This window comes from Polycladidibacter stylochi, from assembly GCF_001562055.1.
Taxonomy (GTDB): domain Bacteria; phylum Pseudomonadota; class Alphaproteobacteria; order Rhizobiales; family Stappiaceae; genus Pseudovibrio; species Pseudovibrio stylochi.
In genome coordinates this window covers 50,035-73,620 of sequence record NZ_LLWE01000040.1, presented here as the reverse complement: position 1 = coordinate 73,620, position 23,586 = coordinate 50,035, and the positions used below count along the sequence as shown (strand labels likewise).

Below are 23,586 nucleotides of genomic sequence, written 5' to 3'. Positions count from 1 at the left end.
CCCTTCAAGTACACGTAATGAATTAGTCCTGTTACTTTGAACCACCTGGGCCAACGCCGAATTTATCGTAGACAAATTCTGAGGCACCATCCATGGTGAAGGAACCAGGGCGCTGTGAAGGCGGGTAATCCTTATAGGTTTGCAGGTGAGAGCGAACCAAAGCATTTGCCTTATAGATCAGGAATGCCCGGTCAATGAGCCAGTTCCAATAACCATTTGCATTGTGATCGGCACGCTCGAATGGATCGCGGCGCAGATTGAAGACCTTTGGAAGGCGTAGCCATGTAAATGGTTCGGCCCACAGAGCCATTGTATGGGCGCGTTGCTCACCATACACCAGTTTCCACGCTGTTGATTTGCCTTCGCCACCTTTATTGTAATCTGTCAGCTCATAACGAACGGCTACGATTTGAGCATCGGCATTGAAGTAGAAGAAGTGATCACGCGGCGATTTTTCGGTTTTACCGGCGAAATACTCGTTCATGTTGTAGCCATCCAAGTGAACTTTAAATGACTTGTTATTGGCCTCATACCCACCCTTCAGGAGCTTTTCCTTGATGTCCGGATCTCCGGCGGCTGCGAGTAATGTCGGGAAGAAATCGAGTGCGGATACCATGCCGTTTAGGGTTTTACCGCCTGTCCAGCTGCCAGCGGGCCACCTTACGAAGGCTGGGATGCGGTATGCACCTTCCCAGTTGGTTTCTTTCTCCATTCTAAATGGAGTAATCGCGCCATCAGGCCATGTGTTGTAGTGGGGGCCGTTGTCAGTGCCGTACATAACAATGGTGTTATCGGCAATGCCCTTGTCATCAAGATGTTTGAGTAATTGTCCTACATGTTCATCATGGGAGACCATAACGTCATTGTAGAAGCCTTGCCCGGATTTACCTATGTCCTCGGCTTTGGGGTGGGTGATAAAATGCATGTGGGAAGCATTCCACCAAACAAAGAACGGCTTGTCTTTTTCGATAGCTTCATCGATGAATTTGATGGTTCTGGCCGTAACATCATCATCAATGGTTTGCATGCGCTTGATGGTGAGGGGGCCGGTATCGGTTGGGGCTTTACCATCGGCAAAGGAGTGCAAGACACCGCGAGGGCCAAATTGTTTTAAAAACTCTGGATCGTGTGGGAAGTCCGGGTTTTCTGGCTCTTGCATGGCATTGAGGTGATACAGAAAGCCGTAGAATTCATCAAAACCATGTTTTGTTGGCAGTTGATCGTCACGGTCGCCAAAGTGGTTTTTGCCGAACTGTCCGGTAACGTAGCCTTGGTTTTTAAGAGCTTCGGCAATTGTGATATCATCAGGCATCGCACCTTGCGGAGCTCCTGGCAAGCCAACTTTTGTCAGGCCAGTACGTAAACCGGTTTGTCCGAATAGGAAAGAGGCACGACCGGCTGTACAAGATTGTTCGCCGTAGTAGTCGGTAAATGAAAGGCCTTCGTGGGCTATGCGGTCAATATTGGGTGTTTTGTAACCCATCAAACCGCGGTTCCAAAAACTTGTGTTCCAAATACCAATATCATCGCCCCACATAATAAGTATGTTGGGCTTATCGGCCGCTGCTGCGGGCATTGAGAGAGCTGTGGGTACTATTAAGCCTGCGGCTACAGCAAGCATACCCAATTTTTGTTGTAATTGCATTCGGTAAGCCTCCAATCAACTTGCTTGTGCTTAAGCCACGCCAATTTTTATTGGCCCGGAGGTATCAAATTTATGAATAGGTAGGTTGATATGTTTTCTGTAGCTAATAGAATGTAAATATATATCCAAAACATATTGTATTATTTAAATATTTTATTTCATTGGTCTATTTTATACTGATTTCGAATTTCATATTCGTTTTCTCACTCTGTAAACACCTGGCACAAATTTACGCTTGAGAGTTAATAGCTATTAAAACTCAAGAGTTGCTTGGCGGTATTGTTGCGCAATGATCTGCTTGATACTTTGGGAGAGAGGCTAGAGTTTTTTGAATAGCACCAACTTTGCTGGACTTATAAATCGAGTTTGCCTGTTTTTTGTCTTTGCTCTGGTGTTGGGCTTAAGGCCTGCTTTATGTGCATCTGCTGGGGGGGAAAAGGCTTTAGACGATTCATCCAAGTTATTAATGCCTAAGGTTATGGAGCAGCTTCCGCCGTTAGAGCGGGAGACGAAAACTTTTGCTGGTTCACAATCTTGCCAGAGCTGCCATATGGATATTTACAGTGAGTGGAAGGGCTCGCAGCATCACGATGCCATGCTTCCGGCAACCCCGGAGAATGTTCTTGGCGACTTTAGCGATATTGAAGTACGATTTGGACCATTTTTGAGCCGTTTTTGGACCGAAAATGATCGTCTGTTCATCACATTACCTGATGCTGATGGACAAAGCGTTATTCACCAAATCACCCATAGTTTTGGGGTTCATCCATTGCAACAATATATGGTGCGTTTAACCGATGGCAGATACCAGTTCATTCCATTTGCCTGGGATAGCCGTAGCCAAGGCGAAGGGGGGCAGCGCTGGTTTATCCTCTATCCAGATGTTGGGCCAAGCGATACTTTTTACTGGCGTAATGCTGGGCAAAACTGGAACTTTATGTGTGCCGATTGTCATTCGACAGGGGTTGAAAAGGGCTATGAGGCGGCAAGCAATCATTACAAAAGCTCATTTAGCGAAGTGAATGTGGGCTGTGAGGGCTGTCATGGGCCAGCTTTGCGCCATGTTAAGCTGATGAACGAGCGCACACATAGTGAAGATGGTTTGAACGCGGGTTTGGCACAAGTGGATGGAGCGGACCAAAGAGCGCGGTTGCAGGCTTTAGGTTTGGAGCGTGATCTGGAGGCGCGAGCAGCGGCTTGGCACCATGTTATTTTTGATGAACAAAAGCGGTTTAGTCGGCCTATTGCTGAGGGGCTTCGGGTTACTGACCAGCTGGAAAGTTGCGCGCCTTGCCATAGTCGGCGGCGGCAATTGAATGAACGCAATGATAGTGTGCAAAACGGTTTTTTGAGCCGATATTTACCTTCGCTAATAACCGCCGAGCTATACCATGCTGATGGGCAGATATTTGATGAAAACTATGTTTTCGGGTCTTTTTTGCAATCAAAAATGTACCGCTCGGGTGTGAGTTGTAGCGATTGCCATAATCCGCATAGTGCCAAATTGAAGTTAAGTGAGCCAGAGCTGTGTACGCAGTGCCACGATAGTGAACAGTATGCCCAAGAGAAGCATGGGCATCATGAAGTGGCTGAGCAAGAGGTTGTTTGCAGCAGTTGCCATATGCGCGAAGAGGTGTATATGCAACATGATGCGCGTAAAGATCATAGTTTTCAGGTGCCGCGTCCTGATTTGTCTTTAAAGATCGGCACTCCGAATGCTTGTAATGCTTGCCACACCGAGCGGGATGCGCGATGGGCTGACCAATGGGTTGCCAAGTGGTTTCCTGAAAGTCGCTACCGTCATACAGATCATTTTGCACTGGCGTTTCATTTGGCCGATCAAGGAGACCCAAAGGCGGAGCGGGCACTTTCGCGGGTGGCGCAGGATCGCAATCAGGCCGATATTATCCGGGCTTCAGCTTTGCAGCGCCTCGCAGCTTTCCCCGGGCAAAATGCCATGATTGCAATTGCCCGTGGCGTGAAAGATGAGAATGAACTGGTACGCCTGGGGGCAGCGTATGGGGCGGCACAGTTTCCTATTGCCCAAAAATGGAAGCTACTTATGCCCCTTATCAACGATAGGGTGCTGGCTGTGCGGGCTGAGGCAGCTGGCATACTTTCGCGCAACTGGGCGCAGCTTAGCGATGAAAAAAGGCAGCTTTTAGAGCCAGCATTACAAGAATATCAGAATATTCAATCATTTAGCATGGATCGAGGCTTTGGAAATGCCAATTTGGGCAATCTGCATCGTGTTAAAGAGAATATGGATGAAGCAATTAAATCCTATGAAAATGGCATAAGAGTTGAGCCGCAGTTTGAGGGCAACTATTTAAACCTTGCCGACTTATTGCGCCAACAATCGCTTGAGGGAAAGGGGCTGGAAGTACTTGAGCGTGGCATCGCGGCGCAACCGCATTCGTCGCGTTTGTTGTATGCGCGTGCCCTCACGTTTTTTAGGGAGAAAGAGAATACAAAAGCAATTGATAGTTTACGGCAGGCGATTTCAATAGATAAAGAAAATCCTCAATATTGGTATGTGCTTGCGCTGGCTCTTCAAAGTGAATCCTTATTTGACGCGCTTATTGCAGCTCAAAATGCCTATGCCTACAGTCGAGATCCCCGTCATTTGTATCTGGTGTGCGAGTTGCACCTTAAAAACCGAAGCGACAATGCAAATGCATGTTTGGCGGCATTAGCACGGGTTGCACCTGACGATATTGTTACCGGTCTTAAACGACAATACGCGCCATAAACTACGGATATGGTGAGTGCTTTGTTTTGGAAATTGATGAAATTTTTATGATTTTAAGAACGTAACCTCCAGCTTTTTCTGATTTTCTATAGCCGCAAGAATGCTATTTGAAGACAGGTATAAAGATGAACGCTGAGCCATTGCATGAAAGTTTACATAGATTATCCACGTCGCTTTCATCGCAGGTTGTTGGGCAGGAGCACGTTGTCGAGCGGCTCATAATTGCGCTTATTGCCAATGGTCATGTGCTGTTAGAGGGGCTTCCTGGAACGGCTAAAACGCGAAGTGTCCGTTGTCTGGCGCAAGCGCTGGGTACCGAGCTGGGGCGGGTGCAATTTACGCCCGATTTAATGCCCTCTGATGTGGTTGGCTATGAAATAACCAATGATTCTGGTGGCTTGGTGTTTCAACCGGGGCCTGTATTTACCAATATCATGCTTGCAGATGAGATCAACCGCGCGCCACCAAAAGTGCAATCTTCGCTCCTTGAGGCAATGGAAGAACGGCAAGTAACGCTGGGGGGCAAAAGCCATGCGTTGCCGGAGTTGTTTTTGGTGCTTGCCACACAAAACCCGATTGAGCAGGAGGGAACTTATCCCCTTCCAGAGGCTCAAATGGACCGTTTCCTACTTAAAGTGACTGTTGACTATCCTAGGGAAGATGGAGAGCTGGAAGTACTTCGATTGGTGAAGCGTGAGGAGGCTGCTGTTGCCCCAATGGTTCAGGTGGATAAGGCTGCAATTTTTCAAGCACGTAAGGAGTTGATTTCATTACATACTTCGGAGGCTATTGAAAAGTATATTGTCAATCTCATTATGGCGACCCGTGCGCCAGAGCGGTTTGCCGATAGTGACTTACAGCATTGGATTTCTGTGGGGACAAGTCCGCGCGGAACAATTGCTTTGGAGAAGTGTGCGCGTGCCCATGCCCTGCTAAAGGGTAAGGGGTATATTGATCCGGACGATGTGAGAGCCGTTATTGAAAGTGTGCTAAGCCACAGAATTATATTGAGTTTTGATGCATTGGCTGATGGGGTCACACCCAAGGATGTTATCTTAGAAATCATTCGCCAAGTACCCGTTGAGGCCTAATATGGTGAGCCGTTCTCCTGTTGATGACCCGCGCATATCTGTTAGCTTTCGAGGGCTTATTGCATTGGAGAATGCCGCGAAACGGTTGCGTAAAAGTTTTTCATTCCGACCCAGTGGCATGTTTGCTGGCCGTCACCGTTCGAAAATTCGTGGTCAAGGGCTTGATTTTGAAGAGCTTAGGCCTTTTCGGCAGGGCGATACTCTCAAGCAAGTGGACTGGAAGGCGTCTTCCCGGGTAGGCAAGCGGGTTGTTAAAGTATTTAGCGAGGAAACCGATAGGCCAGCGCTGGTTGTTGTGAACATGAAAGCATCGATGTTGTTTGGCTCGCAAACGCAGACAAAAGCGGTGGTTGCTGCTCAAGCGGCTGCGTTTATTGCATTCTTGCTGGCAGACCATGGGGACAGGGTTGGTGGCCTCGTGCTGCGTGATGATGGTGTTGATAGTTATAAACCCAATCGGACGCGTAGCGGGTTACTTCGTTTCTTGCGCGGTGTGAGCCAAGCTAACCGGCAGCTGGTGACAGATGTTGTTAAAGATCAGCAAGGGCCCTTAATTCGCGATGTGATAAACCAAGCGCTGGCTCTTAGCGGATCGAATGGTACTATAGCAATTATTACAGATAGTTATGGGTTTACTTCGGTTGAAGTTGATTTGCTTAGAACCCATAGCATGTCGCATAATATAATGGTTTTTGTTGTAAGCGACCCTCTGGAAGTGTCTTACGCGCAAGCGAAGGGACTTGTGGTCTCGGATGGAACCTTTCAATTTCGCTTGCAAGACAATGATGAGGAAGAAGCCCTTTACCGGCAAGCAATGGCCGAAGATGTCACCCGGTTACGTGATGCTGTTAAACTGAGCGGTTTGCCGTTTGGTATTTTGTATTCAAATGAAACATGCGATAAGCAAATGCGGCACTTGCTCATGGGAGGGGTCGGCTAATGTCGCTATCTCTCTTAGAAATCGGACCTCCTGATGTTTTTGGTAACTATCTGCTCAAAGAGATAGAACCTATTGTTTTGCCTAGTGAAATTTCCTGGTGGCCTGCAACAGCGCTTGCATGGTTTGTATTGCTACTCCTTTCATTATCTGTTTTGTGGTTTGGTTGGCGGCTGTATCGTAACTGGCGCCGTAACCGGTATCGTAGGCTTGCTCTTAGACAGCTCAATAGGCTTGGGAAAGGCGGTCAAGAGCCGCCAATTGCGGTTTCTAGCATCCTCAAAGTTGTCGCCATACATGCATATGGCCGTGCGACAGTGGCCGCTCTTACGGGTATGTCGTGGGTTGATTTTTTGAATAAAACCGGGCGCAAGCAGGCCAATTTTGATAATGACCTTGCCAATTATTTACAGAACTATGCGTATGCTCCGTTGCCAACTCTTGAAAGTTTTGATGGTACAGCCATTCGCTATCACTTGATAAAAGAAGCAAAGAAATGGGTGAAACATCATAGGGAGGGGCTATGCTAACTTTCTTAAGCCCTTGGTGGTTATTATGTTTTCCATTACCACTTGCTATTTATTACTTTGTGCCTGCTTTTCGGCAAAGTGATCGCGCTATTCGTGTTCCGTTTTTCGATCGCCTTTTAGAAGCAACAGGGCAAATGGCGCGTCAAGCCTCCGTCGTTAAAAGGGGGACAAGATTGCAAGAGGCTTTTCTTATTGTTTCGTGGAGCGTTTTGGTTGTTTGTCTTGCCCAGCCCGCCATGCTTGGAAATGTGGTTAGCGAGCGTAAAAGTGCACGTGATTTAATGATTGCCGTTGACCTTTCTAAGTCTATGAATGCCGTTGATTTTCCCGACAAAATTCAGGGTCAGAAACAAGAAAGATGGTTGGCTGTCCAAAGGCTTTTACTTAAGTTTTCGTCGCTAAGGGCTAAAGACAGGCTTGGCCTTATTGCGTTTGGCAGCGGTGCTTACATGCAAGTGCCGTTTACAAATGACATTCAAACATGGCAGTTGATGTTAAAGGGGCTGGATACAGAGATTGCAGGCCCCGCAACGGCAATTGGCGATGCGATTGGTCTTGGAATTCGTGCTTTCGAGAAATCAAACGCTCAAGATAAGCTATTGATATTAGCCACAGATGGCAAAGACACAGCCAGCAGCCTACCTCCTATTGAGGCGGCCAAGGTGGCACAAAAATTCAAGGTAAAAGTATTCACAGTTGCCATTGGCAATCCTGAAACAAAGATTGAAAACCAAGAATTAGATTTGCCGACACTCGAAAAAGTCGCTGAAATAACAGGGGGGGATAGTTTTGTTGCCCTGGACAGTGAGGCGCTCCAAAAAGCACTTGCAGAAATCAATAGGATTTCACCGAGTGAATATGAAGAAAGCTCCTTCCAGCCTGTTACGCTCTTGTATCCATATATTTTGACTGCTGCTTTGGCGGCCTATTTCTTTCTCTGGCTGGTGATGAGTTTACAGGAACGGCGATTGGAAAGGCGGATTTATGATTGAAGCCTTTCTTAGTGATTTTCACTTTTTGCACCCGTGGCGTTTGTTATTGGGTCTTCCGCTATTACTGCTTGTTTTATGGCGTGTCTTGCGCGTGCGAAAGGCCAATAGCCAAGTGGGTAAAGGCATTATTGCTGAGCACCTTCGGCCGTTGTTGGTTACTGCTAATAAAGTAAAACGCAATTACTGGCCCATGTTGGTGGTGAGTGCGTTGATTGTTATTTTGAGTGTTTGTCTTGCGCAACCTGTTTGGCAGCGTTCTGATCAAGACCCTTCAAAAGCGGCCCCCCTATTAGTTCTAATGGATATGTCGGGGTCGATGACGCAGCAGGATGTCAAGCCATCGCGTTATGAGCGCGGCCGATTTTTAATCGACCACCTTTTGTTGCAAGGTGTGCCGCGGCCGGTTGCACTTATTGCAGTTGCTGGCAGCTCTCACACTTTATTACCGCCCACAGTGGATATGGATTTGGCGCGACTTTACCTTTCGTATCTTTCGCCTGATGTTATGCCCGCTGATGGTGGTGATCTTGATGACTTACAAGCGCTTATTCAACAAACTCCAGCGTACTCGCAAGCGGGTAGCGACTTTGTTCTGGTAACCGATGGTTTAGAAAAAGGACTGAGTGACTTCAAAGCATTGGTGGAGAGGCGCGAGATGGAGGGTGTTGTTGTTGCTCTCTCGGCTGCTGGCCAGTCTACGGGCAATCAACTTGGTGTTCGCACTTTTTCCGGCGAGAGCATGAGCGGCACAGATAATGCCTTGAGCCGAGCTGTTTTTGCGATGGATTCTCAACCCAGAGGGGGAGATAGCAATTGGCAAGACGAGAGTTTTTGGTTGATCCTGGCAAGTGCAGTACTCATTTTACTTTGGTTTCGTAAGGGGTGGACACTTAGCTGGGCACTATGCCTTGTGGGCGGTCTTGTTGTGTTTCCAGTGCAAAGTTCGAAAGCCGATACGCTTGATTGGCTGTTCTCTAACGATCAACAGGGCATGATTTATCTTTATCTGGGTGATTATAAGCGTGCGGCACAAAAATTTGAAAATAGTGGTTGGCGCGGAGTTGCCTGTTATTATGGTGAGGACTTTAAGTGTGCCCAAGATGCTTTTTCGAAGCAGGGAGACCTTGAGGCCATTTTCAATATGGGGAATGCTGCGGCACAAGACGGCCGTTATAAAACGGCCGCTGAATTCTATCGTGGTGTACTCGGCTTGAATCCAAATTATACGCGAGCTGCACATAATTTGAAGATTGTTGAGAAAATTATAAAAGATATCAACGAGTTCAGTGCATCGCAAAAGGACGATAAGCCTGTAAAGCCACCAACTAATAAAGAAACACAAAAGGCCAATGAAATTGCTGATGGTGGCGGGCAGCGACAAATTATTGCCCAGCTGCCACGGGCAACACTGAAGGCATCACAAGTTCTTGAAAGTCAGGCCGCTACTGAGAAATGGTTGCGTGATATCAGCAAAGACCCGAAAAAGTTTGTTCGTGCCAAGTTCTTACACGAGTATAATTTAAAGAAAACGCGCCAGAACTCCACGATAGTACCTTCAGGAGAAGCGCAATGAGATGGTGTTATATCTGGTGTCTTTTCGTTGCTCAGTGCCTTTTAGCCGGCACCGCCAATAGCCAAGACCGTTTGCCCGAGCTAAAGGCGGAGTTAAGTATTCCTAATGAACAGTTTGCGCCCGGACAGCAAATCAATATTCGTATTCAAGTGGCGACGCCTTCTTTTTTTATGGGCGGGCTCGATTATCGCTTGCCATATATTGAAGGGGCATTGGTACTGCAAGAAGAAAGTGGTGCCGCGAACGGCTTTAGTCAAGAGAATGGAAAACAGTATGCAACCCAATGGCTTAGCTATCAAATTTATGCGAGGCAACAAGGTATTTTGCAGCTACCAGAAGTGGTTGTAACCGCACATATTGCTAATGAAAGCGGTGTGCCAGTTGCTGTGAAGGCGCAGTTGCCAGAACGGTTCTTGATCATTCAACAGCCCAGTGAAATGGGTTCTCGTCAAGGTTATTTGGTTTCGCCAGAAGTTTCTATCAATGATGACTGGTCTGGTTGGAAAGCTGATAAAAGATATCAACGGGGTGATTTAATCGAGCGTGTTATTACCATAAAGGCCGATGATACCAGCGCTGTTATGATACCGGATTTTATTGCTAATGTACCCGATGGAGTAAGTTTATTGCGCTCGGAGCCGCAATTAAGCTCTAACTATTATAGAGGGGAAAGTTATGCGCAGCTGCAACAGTCGCTCGTTTATTCGGTTGAAAAGCCCGGACGGTACGACCTGGGTGGTGAACGCTTGGTTTGGTGGAACCCAGCACAAAAAGAACGGCAGGAAGAACAACTGGTTCGCCACCGCGTGAATGCGGGCGGTATCGATTGGTTTAAAGTTGGGTTTTATGTCGCGGGGGTTTTTGCCGTTTTAATAGTCATGTGGGCGCTATCAAAACTTGCAGGGTATTTTGCAAGACAGCTCCGCCCCTACACAAATCTCATAGGCTTCACAGCGGAAAAACAAATGGGCTTGTTCTATCGCCAGCTTGATTATGGCGCATGCAAACGGCAAGCCTTCCAGGTGCCTTTGTTGCGTGATGTCGCTGCTCGAAAGAGTTGCGTTGTGGAGACGATGTTGCAGGCTCTTTATGCTGGCAAACGATCTTCCGGCGCTTGGCCTTCATTATTAGCGCGGTTGCAGTTGATGCATTTAGTCAAAAAAAAGCCCTCTCAAACAGTTCGTAAATAGCTCGAGAGGGCATATAGATTTAGTTGCAGTTTGCTTGATGCTTAGTAGACATCGCGCAAATAGCGCTTTTCTTTTTTCAGCTTGTTGACATAGTCGGTAGCGCCGTCTTCGCTGAGACCGGCTTCTTTTGCTATGACGCTGTGCAGGGCTTTGTCGACATCTTTGGCCATGCGACTGGCATCACCGCATACATAGAAGTGACCGCCTTCTTCCAACGCTGCGAACAGGTCCTTGGAGTTTTCCATCATGCGGGTCTGAACATAGATTTTTTCAGCCTGATCGCGCGAGAACGCCAGATCAAGGCGGGACAGCACGCCGTTTTGCTGCATGGTTTCGATTTCATCTTGGTAGATAAAGTCGCTGGCGGCATGTTGATCGCCGAAGAACAGCCAGTTCATGCCTTTGGCACCAATTGCCTGACGCTCCTGTAAGAAGGCGCGGAACGGGGCAATACCGGTTCCTGGACCCACCATGATCATTGGCACATCGTTGTTTTGCGGTACGCGGAACGATTTGTTTGGTGCCACAAAGATTTTTGCTGTGCCGTTCTCGATCACACGATCTGCCAAGAACGAGGAGGCAACACCGCCATGCTTACGGCCATGGCTTTCATAGCGTACGGTTGCAATGGTAAGGTGTACGCTGTCAGTCGCGAACTTCGAGCTGGAAGAGATCGAGTAAGCGCGGTGTTGCAATGGCTTGAGAAGGCCGGTGATTTCATCCAGAGAGAACTCTACTTGCGGGTAAAGTAGTAGCAGATCCAGGGCGTCCTTGGACCAGAGGAAGCTCTCCATGGCTTCTTTGTCGCCGTGCTCAACGATATGGGAAAGGTGATCGTCGCCTGCTTTCGCAGCAACTGCTTTTACAAAATCGTTCGAGGGAGTGGAGATTTCGAAGTGGCTGAACAACAGCTCACCCAATGGGCGGTCATGGCCACTTACACCAGCCTCTAAAGAAACATCAAGGCGCTTGGCCCAATCTTCTACCAATTGCGGATCATTGGTTGGAATAACCCCAAGGGCATCACCGGCTTCATAGGTTGGGGCACCTTCACCGAGGCCGATTTCGTAATGGCGAATTTCCTTGGCTGAGCCCTCGCCAGAGAGCAGGCGGTTAACATCAACCGGTGCGTCATACGGGTTCTTGCGGGACCACTTGGATTTCTCGGTTTTTTTGGCTGTTCCAGCTGTCGTAGTAGGGGCAGCGCCATTGCCAGTGCCTTTGAGTTCGCCCAGTTTTTCAAGAACACCGTTTGTCCACTCTTCAGCTGGTGCTTCAAAATCGACATCACAGTCTTTGCGCGGGTAGAGGCGTTTTGCACCCAACTGCTCCAAGCGCAGGTCCATCTGTTTACCCGCTTCACAGAAGCCATCGTAACCGGTGTCACCAAGTGCCAGCACGGCAAAGCGCATGGCTTCAACGCGTGGGGCGTCAGTGGCTTTAAGGGCATCCCAGAACAGTTGGGCGTTGTCTGGCATTTCGCCTTCACCATAGGTGGAGATGACAATGAGCACCTGTTCCATAGCGGCGAAGTCTTCTAGCGCGATGTCATCCAGACATGCCACTGTTGGGCTCATGCCAGCGCCGGTGAGGGCTTCGCCAATTTCTTCGGCCACCATTTCAGAGTTGCCGGTTTGGGTGCCGTATAAAACATTGACATTTAGTGCTGCAGTGCCTTCTTGTACTGCATCGTCATTTACTGCCATCTGGGTGTGAAGGCCGGCGAAAAAGCCTGCGAGCCAGTTTTTTTGCTCAGGTGAAAACGGGGCGTTTTCTGGAATATAGGGAAGTTTCATAGGTCGTTACCGTGTCTCGATCTGTCTTGAAGGATGGGTGGGAGCTCTTTGCGAGCTCACACCATCTGCTTCACCAATTCCGTGGAGCTTGCCTTGGCAAACAGCATTTCGAAGTCTGGGATTTCGCCCATGGCCTTACGATTCTGGCGGTCTTGTAACAAGATCCAGCCGTAAGTGCCGATGCTATCCATGAGGCGGACATTGCGGTTTGAAAGTGCGGTTTTATAGTCTTTCATTCGCTTGTCGGAGATCATGACAGCCAGCTCTTCGTCACCAAAACTTTCCAGTGCTTTTCTTGCATATGCTGCCAGTTTTTGGTTCAGTGCGAAGTCCTCGGTGAGGATCAGTTTACGCACACCAGACGTGATCGTCGTTTGATCGAGATCCTCTGCCTTTTTATAGCGCGACTTTACTACATCCTCAGCACAGTGCCAGACTGTGTAATTGTTGATGAGTGTGTGCATTAGGCCCGTATCAGTTTCTCCATAACCTGGAATTGCCCCGCCCGCTATTGGCTTGCCATCGCGGTAAGCTTCCTTGAACTTACGTGTCTGATGGGCAACGAGTGCTTGCGACAGCTCTTCCACCAGCTCCTTACGGCTCTTGGCTTTTAAGATTGCCTCGTAGTTCTGGTAGGTTTCCAGTGCCAGCGGGGTGGCAAAGCGGAAGTTTGCAACTTCGGTTGCGAAGTTGTCGAGCAGGAACTGGGCCTTCTTGGAGCCTGTGAATTTTACATGGCGTTCAAGCAGTGATTTCACAGCAAGGCGGTGAATTGCCGCGCGCTCGTTGTCATCGGACAAGCGGTGCAGTTTCACACTGTCGGCGCTGTAGAGTTTCTCCAGCTGATCGTAGGGATCGTACTGGTAGGCTACGCCGCCGGACATACCATTACAAAAGCCCTTGCCGAAATCGCCAAGGTTCAAAATCGCACCATTGGTCATGTATTCGCCGCAGAAGTCGCCTACACCTTCAACAACAGCGGAAGCGCCGGAGTTGCGGACGCCGAAGCGATCGCCTGCACCGCCCTCGACATAAAGGGCGGAACCGGAGGCACCAAACAGGGCGAAGTTCCCGATAAGGACGTTTTCTTCGTCACCGCCGCCGGGAGAAACGATGGCAATATTACCGCCCGAGGCGCCTTTGCCGACGCCGTCGTTACAGGTGCCAACGTGGCGGAAGATCATGCCGGAGTTACAGAAAGCCGCGTAGCTTTGGCCTGCTGCGCCGGTGGTGTTGACGGTAAGCGTCTCCGGTTTGATCAGGCGGCGGCCACGATCGTCTGTATAGACCATTGGCAGGCAGTTTGCCTGCTTGTCGGAAAGCTCGTATTGCAGCGTGCGTTCGATATCGATTGCCAGCTGGCCGCCAACGGTTTTGTTGCGGTTGTTGAGCTTGATGCCTTTGGAGAGCACAGCTTCGGTTTGCTGGCGCTGGATGACCTGCTTACGGAATTCTTTCAGTAATTCATCGTCAACATCAAAGTTGGCTTCCAAGTAGACAGGCTTGTCGACTTTGACCTCTTCCACGCAGGTGAGCATTTGGCGTAGGTCCAACTGACCGATAGAACGCTCGTGGGCAACCAGATGCAAGTAATCGGAGCGGCCCCGCGCTTCACGCAAGGACTTGAAGCCAAGGCGGGCGAGAATTTCGCGCACTTCGTGGGCGATGTTGATGAGGTACTGCGCTAGTGCGCGCGGGTCACCTTCAAATACCTCGGCGTTGGTTGTGATACCGGCCGGGCATTTGATGTTACAGTTTTTCGCCATCACACATTTGATCATCATCAGTGCGGTGGTGCCGAATTCGAAGCTGTCGCCACCGAGAAGAGCCGATTTCACAACATCCGAACCGGCTTGGTGTGCACCTGAGCAGCGCAAGATTACCTTGTCACGCAAACCGTTGGCACATAGGGCCTGGTGTACTTCGGCCAGACCGATTTCAGCAGCGCGACCAGTGTTTTTCAAGCTGGTGACGGCAGCAGCACCTGTACCACCTGTATTACCGGCAATGTTGATGACGTCTGCGCCTGCTTTGGCAACGCCAACGGCGATGGTACCAATGCCTTCTGAAGATACCAGCTTGACAATAACGCGCACACGGGCGGCCTTGGCATCGTGGATGAGCTGCGCCAAATCTTCAATGGAGTAGGTGTCGTGGTGCGGTGGGGGGCTGATGAGCTCCACACCCGGTGTACCACCACGGGCAGCAGCGATTTCAACAGTCACTTTCGGCCCTGGTAGCTGACCACCTTCACCCGGTTTCGCACCTTGAGCAATTTTAATTTCCAGCTCTTCCAGTGTCGGATCGGCAAGATAACCGGTCCATACGCCGAAGCGGCCAGAGGCCAGCTGTTTGATGCGGCTGGAACGGATGGTGCCATAGCGTGAATAGTGCTCGCCACCTTCACCCGAGTTCGAGAACGCACCCGCCATGTTGGTGCCGTGAGCAACGGCTTCGTGCGCTGGGGCAACCAATGCACCGTGACTCATAGCGCCGGAGGCCAGTGTTGCGGTTACTTCGTGTGCTGGCTGCACATCGGTAACGGATAGGCTCGGGTTGGCGTTTTGTAAATTGGTGAAGTAGTAGAGTGCCTGATCACTGGCCTTAAAGGTAATCGTGTTTTCTACCTTCTTGAGCTCGACCAACTGATCGGCAAACTTTTCGGTTATGGCGTCTTTGAGCGCATCAAGGCGGGCACCATTGATCTGCGCCGGACGACCTTTGGCGCGGCCACACAAGCGTAGGGTAAAGCTGCCATCTTCGTTTTGATCGCAATCGATACCACGCACGAGGAACGAGCTGTTGCCCACCAAATCGTGACTGAATAACTCCTCGGTAAATTCCTTGGCCGTCATTGCCCAGTTTACATCTGCCGGGAAAGAAAGCACATCGCGCAAAGCGGCCGGACGCTTGGCACGTTCTTGTGCCAGTGACTGGGAGAATTCGCGGTAAGACTTGGTAATTTTGAAGGCGTCAATTTCTTCGGGCGTGCGGCGTTCGAAGCTGGTTTTGCGATAGGCTTCTGCACCGCTATCATAGGCATCTTTCAAACGGCCTAATGTCAGAAGGGAAAGGTCTTCCTCGTCCAGTTTACTGTCTTTATCTGCAGAGCCTTTAAGCTTGATTTCTTCCTCTGTCATCTCGACAAAGCCGCGTACAGCGGTGGTACCGTAAGAGTGGCCCGCACCTTCTGAACGTTCTTTAAACAGACCGAGAAGCGGGATTTCCTTGGCATCCTTGATTTCACAGGCACGCTGGTGCCATTGGGCATTGGACAGGGCAATGGCTGCAAAGTCGACGCCACCTACGGTTGCCTTCATATTCGGGAAGTAACGCGCGAGGACACTTTCATTCGTATCCAAGAAGTTTGGCTCGAAGAATTCGCCGCCGATATAGCTTTCAGCAGTACATAGGCCAACCTTACCCATCGTTTTCATCAGGGATTTATTGGCGGCTTTAACAAAGCGCGCCACATTGGCTTTGGCTTCTTCTGCATTGCCTGCGGCCATTTCATTGGCACGGGCGATAACAGAAAGCGGCATCATTGCAGAAATGCCGAAACCGAGTGCAGTGGCAACCTGGTGCGAAGATGCAATTTGGCCGCTTTCAGCAATAAGGGAGGCTTTAAAGCGTAAGCCTTTTTCAATAAGGCGCTGGTTGGCTGCTGCTGCGATTAGAATTAGGGGTAGTGGTGCGTTTTGAGCGTCTACTTTGGCGTCAGAGAGAATGATGATACCGCCCTTTTCACGGGCAGCGGTTTCAATCTGATCACAAACGCTTTCTACAGCACTCACTAATATTTGTTGCTGCTCTTTAGCACATTCACTCGTAGCAGTTTGATAAAGGATGGCAACTTCCGAAACCGGCACCTGATCTTGCGCACGGATGGTGTTGAGCTCGCTGGCGTTTAATACCGGGCTGTTCACAACGATCTGGCGCTGTTTTTCTTTGTTGAAGTGTGGTTTGGCACCCAATGCTACGCGCAGGGTCATACCATCGGCTTCACGCAGAGAATCTAGTGGTGGGTTTGTTACCTGAGCAAAACGCTGTGAGAAGAATTTAGCCATGCCGCCTTCTTGGTCGGATAGGGCGTTGATCGCAACGCCATAACCCATGGCGGAGATCTTCTCTGAGCCTGTTTGCATCATTGGGTCCATCAGGAACTTATAGCTTTCCTGATTGAGCGAGTAGGCAACAGCGCGTTGAACGTCACTGAAACCATCTGCCAGCTCAACTGATGCAGCTTGTGCAGGTAAATCTTTGAGGTTAACGCGTGCCTCTTCCAAGAGAGCTTTATAGTCATGTTGGCTGGCCAACATTTCGAGAGCTTCGTGGCTGGTGTAGCTTTTGCCTGTGCGATGATCGAAGTAGAGCATACCACCGGCCTCGATACGGCCGCGGCGGGAAATCTCTTCTGCCGGGAAGTCGATTTGACCAGCCTCGGACATGACACAGAGGTAATCTCCAGTCTCGACAGAACGTAGTGGGCGTAGGCCAAGGCGGTCGAGGCGGGCACCAACAACACTACCATCACCGAAGATTAGAGCTGCTGGGCCATCGTTCTTCTCTTCGTAAAGAGAGAAGTATTCCAGCATAACCCGCACATCTTCAGAAAGGCGAGAATCGTTTTCCCACGCGGGCGGCATCATGGCAACAACAGCTGTTATGAGGTCGAGGTCGTCTTCAATCAGGCGGCGCTGTAGCGTTTGATCAAGGCGTGCACTATCGGACTGACCATGCGGGGTATAGATGCGGTTATGACGCATCTGGGCAATGGCAGCCTCGGACAGGCGGTTCTTTTTATCGGTATTGAGTTCGCCGTTGTGGGCCATATAGCGGAACGGCTGCGCCATTGAAGACTGCGGCTCTGTATTGGTTGAAAAACGGGTATGAAAGAACATGGTGTGGATCTTGTGATCCTCATCCATGAGGTCTTTAAAATACGGGATGATCTCGTCTGAGTTCAGACGGCCTTTATAGACTTGCGTGCGAGCAGAAAGCGAGAGCGGATACAAGCCTTTCAGCGTTTCACCTTCGTAGGCTTGAGATTCGATCTTCAACATGATTTCGTTGATAGTCCGATCAAACGCTTTGGCGTCCTGTCCTTCAGGTTTGGTGAAAACCACCTGGCGGATTGGCAACATGTGTTTGATAGCAGCTGGACGAATAACCGAATTGTCAACCTCGACCATGCGCGAGAGGATCACTTTACAGCCGTTCTCCTCAATGGCTGCGGTGATCAACGCGTCGGCACTTTGCCAGTTGTCGTTATTTTCTGGCAGGAAGAAGTTGCCTACACCGAACTCACCGTATTTTAACGTTGTTACACCCGTGAGTTTTCGGAAGAAGCTTTCAGAAATATCGATGTTCACGCCAGCGCCGTCGCCGACACCTTCCGCGCTCATCCCCCCCCTGTGGGGAATAGTGCAAAGGGCCTCGTGCCCTTTTACGAGAACATCATGGGTCTGCTCACCAGACTTGCGGGTGATAAAACCAACACCACAGCTACTTTTATCTTCGCTGTGATCGTAAAGTCCGAACTGCTTCCGATCCTGTGCCAATACACGCCTCCGGTTCTAATTGAATGCTAAGGCAGAGCTCACACTGTTATATGTGTCGCATGAAAATGTTTTCTGCGTTAAATGTGTGCCAGCCTAAAATTTAGGCAATTGCACGCATGGTGAGTTATCCATAGCAATTTGTTTTGATTTCTGGGTAAAAGGAATATTCTTCCAAGTCAAGAATAATGATAATAATTAATAGAGATTGTTGCTTGTTTATGCGCTTGGCGAAATTAATTTCAATGAAAACGCTAGAGTTTGTGTGGTATATTTTTTGAACTATGTAAAAATAGGAAGGAGAATGTTGAAAAATAGACAACATTTGGAAAAAGCAATGCATGGCTGTGAAGTTGATTGTTTATTTATTCTTTGTTTTGAGTTTAAATACATTGGATTTATAAGATTTACTTGGTCGTAAAAATAAATAGTATGTACAATTCGATTATTCATAAAAGGTCAATAGTACTGACCAAATAAATAGCTCTATCTTATTGTTTGAGCAGTTCTGTGAAGACGATGCGTAAATGACAGAATCAATGGCTTATTTAATCAGATTCCTTAGGCGGGGAGCTCTTGAAAACCGAATTAAGGGGCGTTGTGGCAATATGTCACTGTGACTTGGATGGTGGGTTAGGAGAGTTCTCTTCTGTTATAAGAAGACATTTAAAAGCGTTTCACTGTAATGTCATAGAGGAAATGAAAAGAAGAAGCATATGGATTCTCAGGGTACGCGATCACTTGGCATTAGAGGCCGATTATTATTTGCTTTTTTAGCTGTCACCAGTTTTGCTTTAATGGGTGCTGTTACCGGTTGGCTTGGTTTTTCGCAGGTCCAAAAAACACAGGATAAAGTGACAGGTGAAGCACTACCTGCCTTGGTTAGTGCACATGAGATTAGCCGATTAAGCTCCCAAGTTATTTCGCAACTACCTATGCTAGCACAAGCGACGACGCTTGATACTTTGGAAAACCAGTCTGCCAGCCTTGCGATTGGCAAACAGGAAATTGAGCAATTACTTACTGACCTGAGGCTATTGGGAACAGACCCGTTTGTGTTGCAAGATGCTGAGAGCGCAATGGTGGCCCTGTTTCAATCGGTTAATGAACAGGTTGAGTTACTTCGCCAACGCATCGCGAAACAACGCTTGTTTAAACGAGAACTTGCTAAAGCCTTAAAAGCCGCTAAAGAAACACTGATTTTGACAAAAACGCTCGTTTCCAACGCGGACACCCGCCTTGTTGCAGGGCTTTCGCACGTTTATGATTTGATCGATAAGCCTTCACGAAAAGAAGAGGCGTTTGAGTCGCTTGATACAATAACAGAAGAAAATCTTTACCAACTTGAATTGATGAGCGATCTTCGCTTGCGCGCAAGCCTTGGTGGGCAGCTGTTAAATTCGCTTTCACAAGAGGATAACGCGGCAGCAATCATCGAGATGCAAAGAAACTTTGCACGCTCTTGGGTCATCATGGAGCGTCGCTTGCGCTATGCGGATGATCCGTACCGGCGTGATAGAGCACAAAGATATTTAGAAGAGTTGCGCAAACACAGTGAGGCGGACTCCCCTGAAAACCTATTTGTCTTACGTGGACAAATAATTGCATTGAATCAATCTGTTACCGAAAAAACGAATGCTAGCCGTTTGCTGGGAGAGGCGCTAACCAGCAGCGTTGCCAAAGTTTCGCAGTTTGCTGATAGTACCATTCAGCATTCGATCTTTAAATCGGATCAGACCGTGCGGCAGGGACAAAGTGCCTTGGTTTTTTACGCATTGTTTTCTTTGATTATTTCCGCGTTGATCATGGTGTTTTATGTGCAAGGGAACTTGCTGCGCCGGTTAAGCAAACTGCATGCGAGTATGCTTACGCTCGCGAAAGGTCATCTGCACGCTTCTGTGCGTGACAATACAAATGACGAGCTGGGCACAATGGCGCGAACGATTGAGGTTTTCCGCCAAACTGCGCTAGAGCGTAGGCGGCTTGAACAACAGCAAATTCAAGCAAACTATAAGCTCAAGGGCTATCAAAACAAGCTGGAACGTTTGGTTGAGGAGAGGACAGAGAAGCTACTGCTTGCGAATGCACAGCTAGAAAACGAGACGGTTCGTCTAGAGCAGGCGCGTATTGAGGCTGAGGCGGCAAATCGTGCCAAGTCAGTTTTTCTAGCGACCATGTCGCATGAAATACGAACACCTATGAATGGGGTTCTTGGAACAGCCCACCTTTTGGAGACAACTGCTCTTAATGAAGAGCAGGAAAAGTATGTTTCAACCATTGCCAGTTCAGGTCATGTGTTACTGCGAATTTTGAATGATATACTTGATTATTCCAAGATTGAAGCAGGTCGCCTTGCCTATGAGAGTATTGGCTTCTCATTACCTCAAGTGATTCAGCGACAGCTAGATTTGTTTCGCTCTCAAGCCGAAGAGAAAGAGTTGGAGCTTATCGGGCAGATAGATGAAAATGTACCAGACTGCAGCCTCGGAGACCCTGCACGTTTACAACAGGTCCTTTCGAATTTGCTGGGTAATGCCATTAAGTTTACTGAAAGTGGTTTTGTCAGCTTGAAGGTCACATCGCAGACAAATGACAAGGAAAATCAGGCCGAGGTACGATTTGAAATTCATGATAGTGGTATAGGCATTCCCGATGAAAAGCAGGCATTGCTGTTTAACCCCTTTGCACAAGCAGAAAACTCAACCTCAAGGCGCTATGGTGGGACCGGTTTAGGTTTGGCCATTTGTAACCGTCTGGTTAAAGGTATGGGAGGTAACATCGGCTTTACTTCCCATGAAGGTCAGGGAAGTGTTTTTTGGTTCACTTTGCCCTTTATAACCTGCCAGAGTGGCAAGAAAGAATATACGCCAGCAATAGAGCAAAGCATTGGTTCACTCAAAATCTTGCTTGCAGAAGATATTGAAACGAACCGACTTGTTGCGAAAGCGCTTTTGCAAAAGCAAGGACATGCCGTAATCATTGCGGAAAATGGTGTTGAGGCCGTTGAAAGCGCTGTGCGCGAGAAGCCAGACCTGATCTTGATGGATATTAGTATGCCCGAGATGGATGGTTTGGATGCCACTAGTTTGATCCGCTCTCATGAGGATAAGGCTATTGCCAGTATTCCTATTGTGGCTTTAACGGCGCATGCAATGGGTGAAGAGGTGCGGCGCTGCCTTGAAAGGGGAATGAACGGTTATTTAGCGAAACCTTTTGAACCACAAGACCTTGTGGATGTGATCCATAGGGTTTTACAGGGAAAAACAGTTGCTGCCCCTAACCCAAAGGTTTTGGGATGCAAAGAAAATCGCTTTGAAGAGCTTGATAGGAATATTCTAGCTATTGACCGTGAAGAACTTGGAGATGCTTGCGTTGAGAGTATCCTTAGAGATTTTCTAACAGAAATTGGCCGTTTATTATCACGCTTTGAAGCTGCCGAGACACAAGATGACAGGGTTAAACTTGCCCATGCAATGAAGAGTGCCGCTGGCACGGTAGGCTTAAAAAGACTTCAATCGAAGGCATTTGAAATTGAGAAAGGCGGAAACTATGGGCATTTCCGCCAAGAAGTTGAACGAGCCTCACAGATACTCACGCTTTACATGGAAGAGACTTTTTCAGCAAACACATAGCCTTCTCCGTGAGCTGTAACAATGAGTGCTGGTTGTTTAGGGTCTGCTTCAAGGATTTTTCTCAAGCGACCTACCAGAACATCAATTGAGCGATCACTCGGGGCCCAATGGCGGTGATAGATTTGATCCATCAATGTGTCTCTGCTTAGTACAATTCCGGGGCGCGTTACAAAAGTTTGTAGGAGCTCGAACTCTGCTCTGGTGAGTTTTATTGTTGTGCCATTCGTGCCGTGTAGTTGCCGACGTAGCTTATCTAATTGCCAGTCGCCAAACTTAAGTATTCCGCCACCCGTTTGTTGTGTTTTCTTTTCTTGCTCGGTTGGGAACCGCCGGATTAGGGCTTTAATCCGAGCGAGCAATTCACGGGGATTGTACGGCTTTGTTATGTAATCATCAGCGCCAACTTCAATGCCGATTATGCGGTCAACTTCGTCCGTACGCCCTGTCACAAGTATAATGCCAATATTTGAATTGGCACGTAGTTGCCGCGCCAGATCAATTCCATCTCCATCGGGTAAATTGATATCCAGGAGTACTAAATCTACCGGATATTCGTCCATAATTTTGCGCATGCTAGCGCCGTCTTCGGCTTCAAAAACCTCAAAGTTTTCTTTTTGCAGGTAAGCAACCAGCTTTTTTCGAGAAACGAGCTCATCTTCTACTGCTAGTATGCGGGTTTTACGATTTGCCATAGGTTTGCGACCTGTTTTTGCTTGGTATGTTTATGGGGCGGCAACATGAAATGTTGGCTTGAATGATGTTGGCGATAAGGAGTCTCGCTTGTTAAATGTTGATATATTCTGGCTCGTTATCATAATGATTTCAGGTGCCATGTGTTTGACATATCTCTTGTTTTCTAAGAAGCGAACAACTTGATCAATGGACATTCTACCTTGCAAGGCTGGTTGGTCTGAGGGTGAGGCGAGAATTTTTCCCCGCAGTATGCCCCTATAAACGCTATGGGTAAAATAGCCGGAAATAACTTTGATTTTATTTGTAAGATGTCTTGCTCGTAGTGCACTTACTGCTGCCTCCGCTGTGACGCCAGTACCTACTATGTAATCATAATTAGTTGAATTATCTAATACATCTTCAATTAAGGTAAGTTGCTCCAGCTTGCCGGTATCGCCATATCGCGACACTGAAAGCCGGGCAGATGAGGGCATAATTTCTTGCTTAAAAGCAGATAGTTTTGTTGAGGAGATTCCGACTTTTCCCGCGCCAGGGAACCATGCTATTTTCACTTGCGGGGAGCCTTTGGGATGAAGGCTTTGAAGAAATTTTCCTGTCATTTTCCCCATCATATTCCAATCAACACCTGTCATAGCGCTTATTCCTTGAGGAGATATGCGATTTACAATACCAAAGACAGGAATTTGCTTGGAGATCTTATCAATAAGTTCTTGATGCCTATTAAATGTCACGGTTCCAATAACAATGGCATCTGGTTTGCTTTTTGCACATTGTTCTAATTGTTCTGCTTGTTTTTTTACTTGGTAGTAGCCACCAGCTTCATGAACCATCAGCTCTACCCCTAAAATTTTTGCTTGGTCCACCATTCCGTAGTTTACGGATAACCAATAGCTGTCTTTCAGGTGCGGATACAATGCGCATATCTTCCACGCTTTTTGAGCGTGGGCGAGGGGTGTGTATTGGGTAATTGTTGAATTTGAGGTGTAATCAAGCATTTGGTCCCATTGCCGTATAGACCAGGTTTTGGCAGCGCAGGGGTAAGTACTTATAAGTAAAAAGCACAATGATTTTAGTGTATTACATCTTATTACATTAGTTATCATTGTGTTCATGTTTGGCCTAAATATCTCGTACATTCCAGTGATAGATTATCAGAAATAACAGAATTTGGAATGCGACTAAACTGTATTGCTTAAC

At 48.1% G+C, this 23,586-nt stretch carries 13 protein-coding genes; 8 read left to right on the top strand and 5 right to left on the bottom strand.

The window, feature by feature from the left end:
- Window positions 1-31: 31 nt before the first annotated feature.
- Window positions 32-1,645: an arylsulfatase gene (locus AYK67_RS15025; protein ID WP_068088638.1), complete on the bottom strand. Its 1,614-nt coding sequence runs from the start codon at window positions 1,643-1,645 to the stop codon at window positions 32-34.
- Between the two features lie 550 nt (window positions 1,646-2,195).
- Between AYK67_RS15025 and AYK67_RS15020 the strand changes: the two genes are divergently transcribed.
- The 7 genes from AYK67_RS15020 to AYK67_RS14990 all read left to right on the top strand — a co-directional run bounded on the left by AYK67_RS15020 (window position 2,196) and on the right by AYK67_RS14990 (window position 10,710).
- On the top strand, window positions 2,196-4,397 hold the full coding sequence (locus tag AYK67_RS15020; protein WP_162265124.1) for a cytochrome c3 family protein: 2,202 nt from the start codon (window positions 2,196-2,198) through the stop codon (window positions 4,395-4,397).
- 125 nt (window positions 4,398-4,522) lie between these two features.
- Window positions 4,523-5,488: an AAA family ATPase gene (locus tag AYK67_RS15015; RefSeq protein WP_068088634.1), complete on the top strand. Its 966-nt coding sequence runs from the start codon at window positions 4,523-4,525 to the stop codon at window positions 5,486-5,488.
- A gap of 1 nt (window position 5,489) precedes the next feature.
- Window positions 5,490-6,428, top strand: a complete 939-nt coding sequence (locus tag AYK67_RS15010) for a DUF58 domain-containing protein (protein ID WP_068088633.1) — start codon at window positions 5,490-5,492, stop codon at window positions 6,426-6,428.
- Window positions 6,428-6,955 (top strand): DUF4381 domain-containing protein, encoded by a 528-nt coding sequence (locus AYK67_RS15005; protein WP_068088630.1) that lies wholly within the window; start codon window positions 6,428-6,430, stop codon window positions 6,953-6,955. The genes AYK67_RS15010 and AYK67_RS15005 overlap by 1 nt, the downstream gene beginning before the upstream one ends.
- Window positions 6,949-7,947: a VWA domain-containing protein gene (locus AYK67_RS15000; protein ID WP_068088629.1), complete on the top strand. Its 999-nt coding sequence runs from the start codon at window positions 6,949-6,951 to the stop codon at window positions 7,945-7,947. The genes AYK67_RS15005 and AYK67_RS15000 overlap by 7 nt, the downstream gene beginning before the upstream one ends.
- Window positions 7,940-9,520 (top strand): vWA domain-containing protein, encoded by a 1,581-nt coding sequence (locus tag AYK67_RS14995; protein WP_068088628.1) that lies wholly within the window; start codon window positions 7,940-7,942, stop codon window positions 9,518-9,520. Before AYK67_RS15000 ends, AYK67_RS14995 begins: the two co-directional genes overlap by 8 nt.
- A complete protein-coding gene (locus tag AYK67_RS14990) occupies window positions 9,517-10,710 on the top strand; it encodes a BatD family protein (protein WP_068088626.1) in 1,194 nt (397 codons plus the stop codon). The genes AYK67_RS14995 and AYK67_RS14990 overlap by 4 nt, the downstream gene beginning before the upstream one ends.
- Window positions 10,711-10,751: 41 nt before the next feature.
- Here the strand turns inward: AYK67_RS14990 and AYK67_RS14985 are convergent, their stop codons facing one another.
- A complete protein-coding gene (locus AYK67_RS14985) occupies window positions 10,752-12,506 on the bottom strand; it encodes a diflavin oxidoreductase (protein ID WP_068088623.1) in 1,755 nt (584 codons plus the stop codon).
- Window positions 12,507-12,562: 56 nt separating this feature from the next.
- On the bottom strand, window positions 12,563-18,067 hold the full coding sequence (locus tag AYK67_RS14980; protein WP_068088619.1) for a glutamate synthase-related protein: 5,505 nt from the start codon (window positions 18,065-18,067) through the stop codon (window positions 12,563-12,565).
- A gap of 713 nt (window positions 18,068-18,780) precedes the next feature.
- Between AYK67_RS14980 and torS the strand changes: the two genes are divergently transcribed.
- Window positions 18,781-21,696, top strand: a complete 2,916-nt coding sequence (gene torS / locus AYK67_RS14975; protein WP_068088610.1) for a TMAO reductase system sensor histidine kinase/response regulator TorS — start codon at window positions 18,781-18,783, stop codon at window positions 21,694-21,696.
- Here the strand turns inward: torS and AYK67_RS14970 are convergent.
- Window positions 21,663-22,388, bottom strand: coding sequence for a response regulator (locus AYK67_RS14970; protein ID WP_068088607.1), 726 nt, complete (start codon window positions 22,386-22,388; stop codon window positions 21,663-21,665). The two genes, torS and AYK67_RS14970, sit on opposite strands and share 34 nt — an antisense overlap.
- Window positions 22,389-22,418: 30 nt before the next feature.
- The gene (gene torT / locus AYK67_RS14965) at window positions 22,419-23,492 is read right to left on the bottom strand and encodes a TMAO reductase system periplasmic protein TorT (protein WP_162265123.1); all 1,074 of its coding nucleotides are present in this window, start codon (window positions 23,490-23,492) and stop codon (window positions 22,419-22,421) included.
- Window positions 23,493-23,586: the final 94 nt, after the last annotated feature.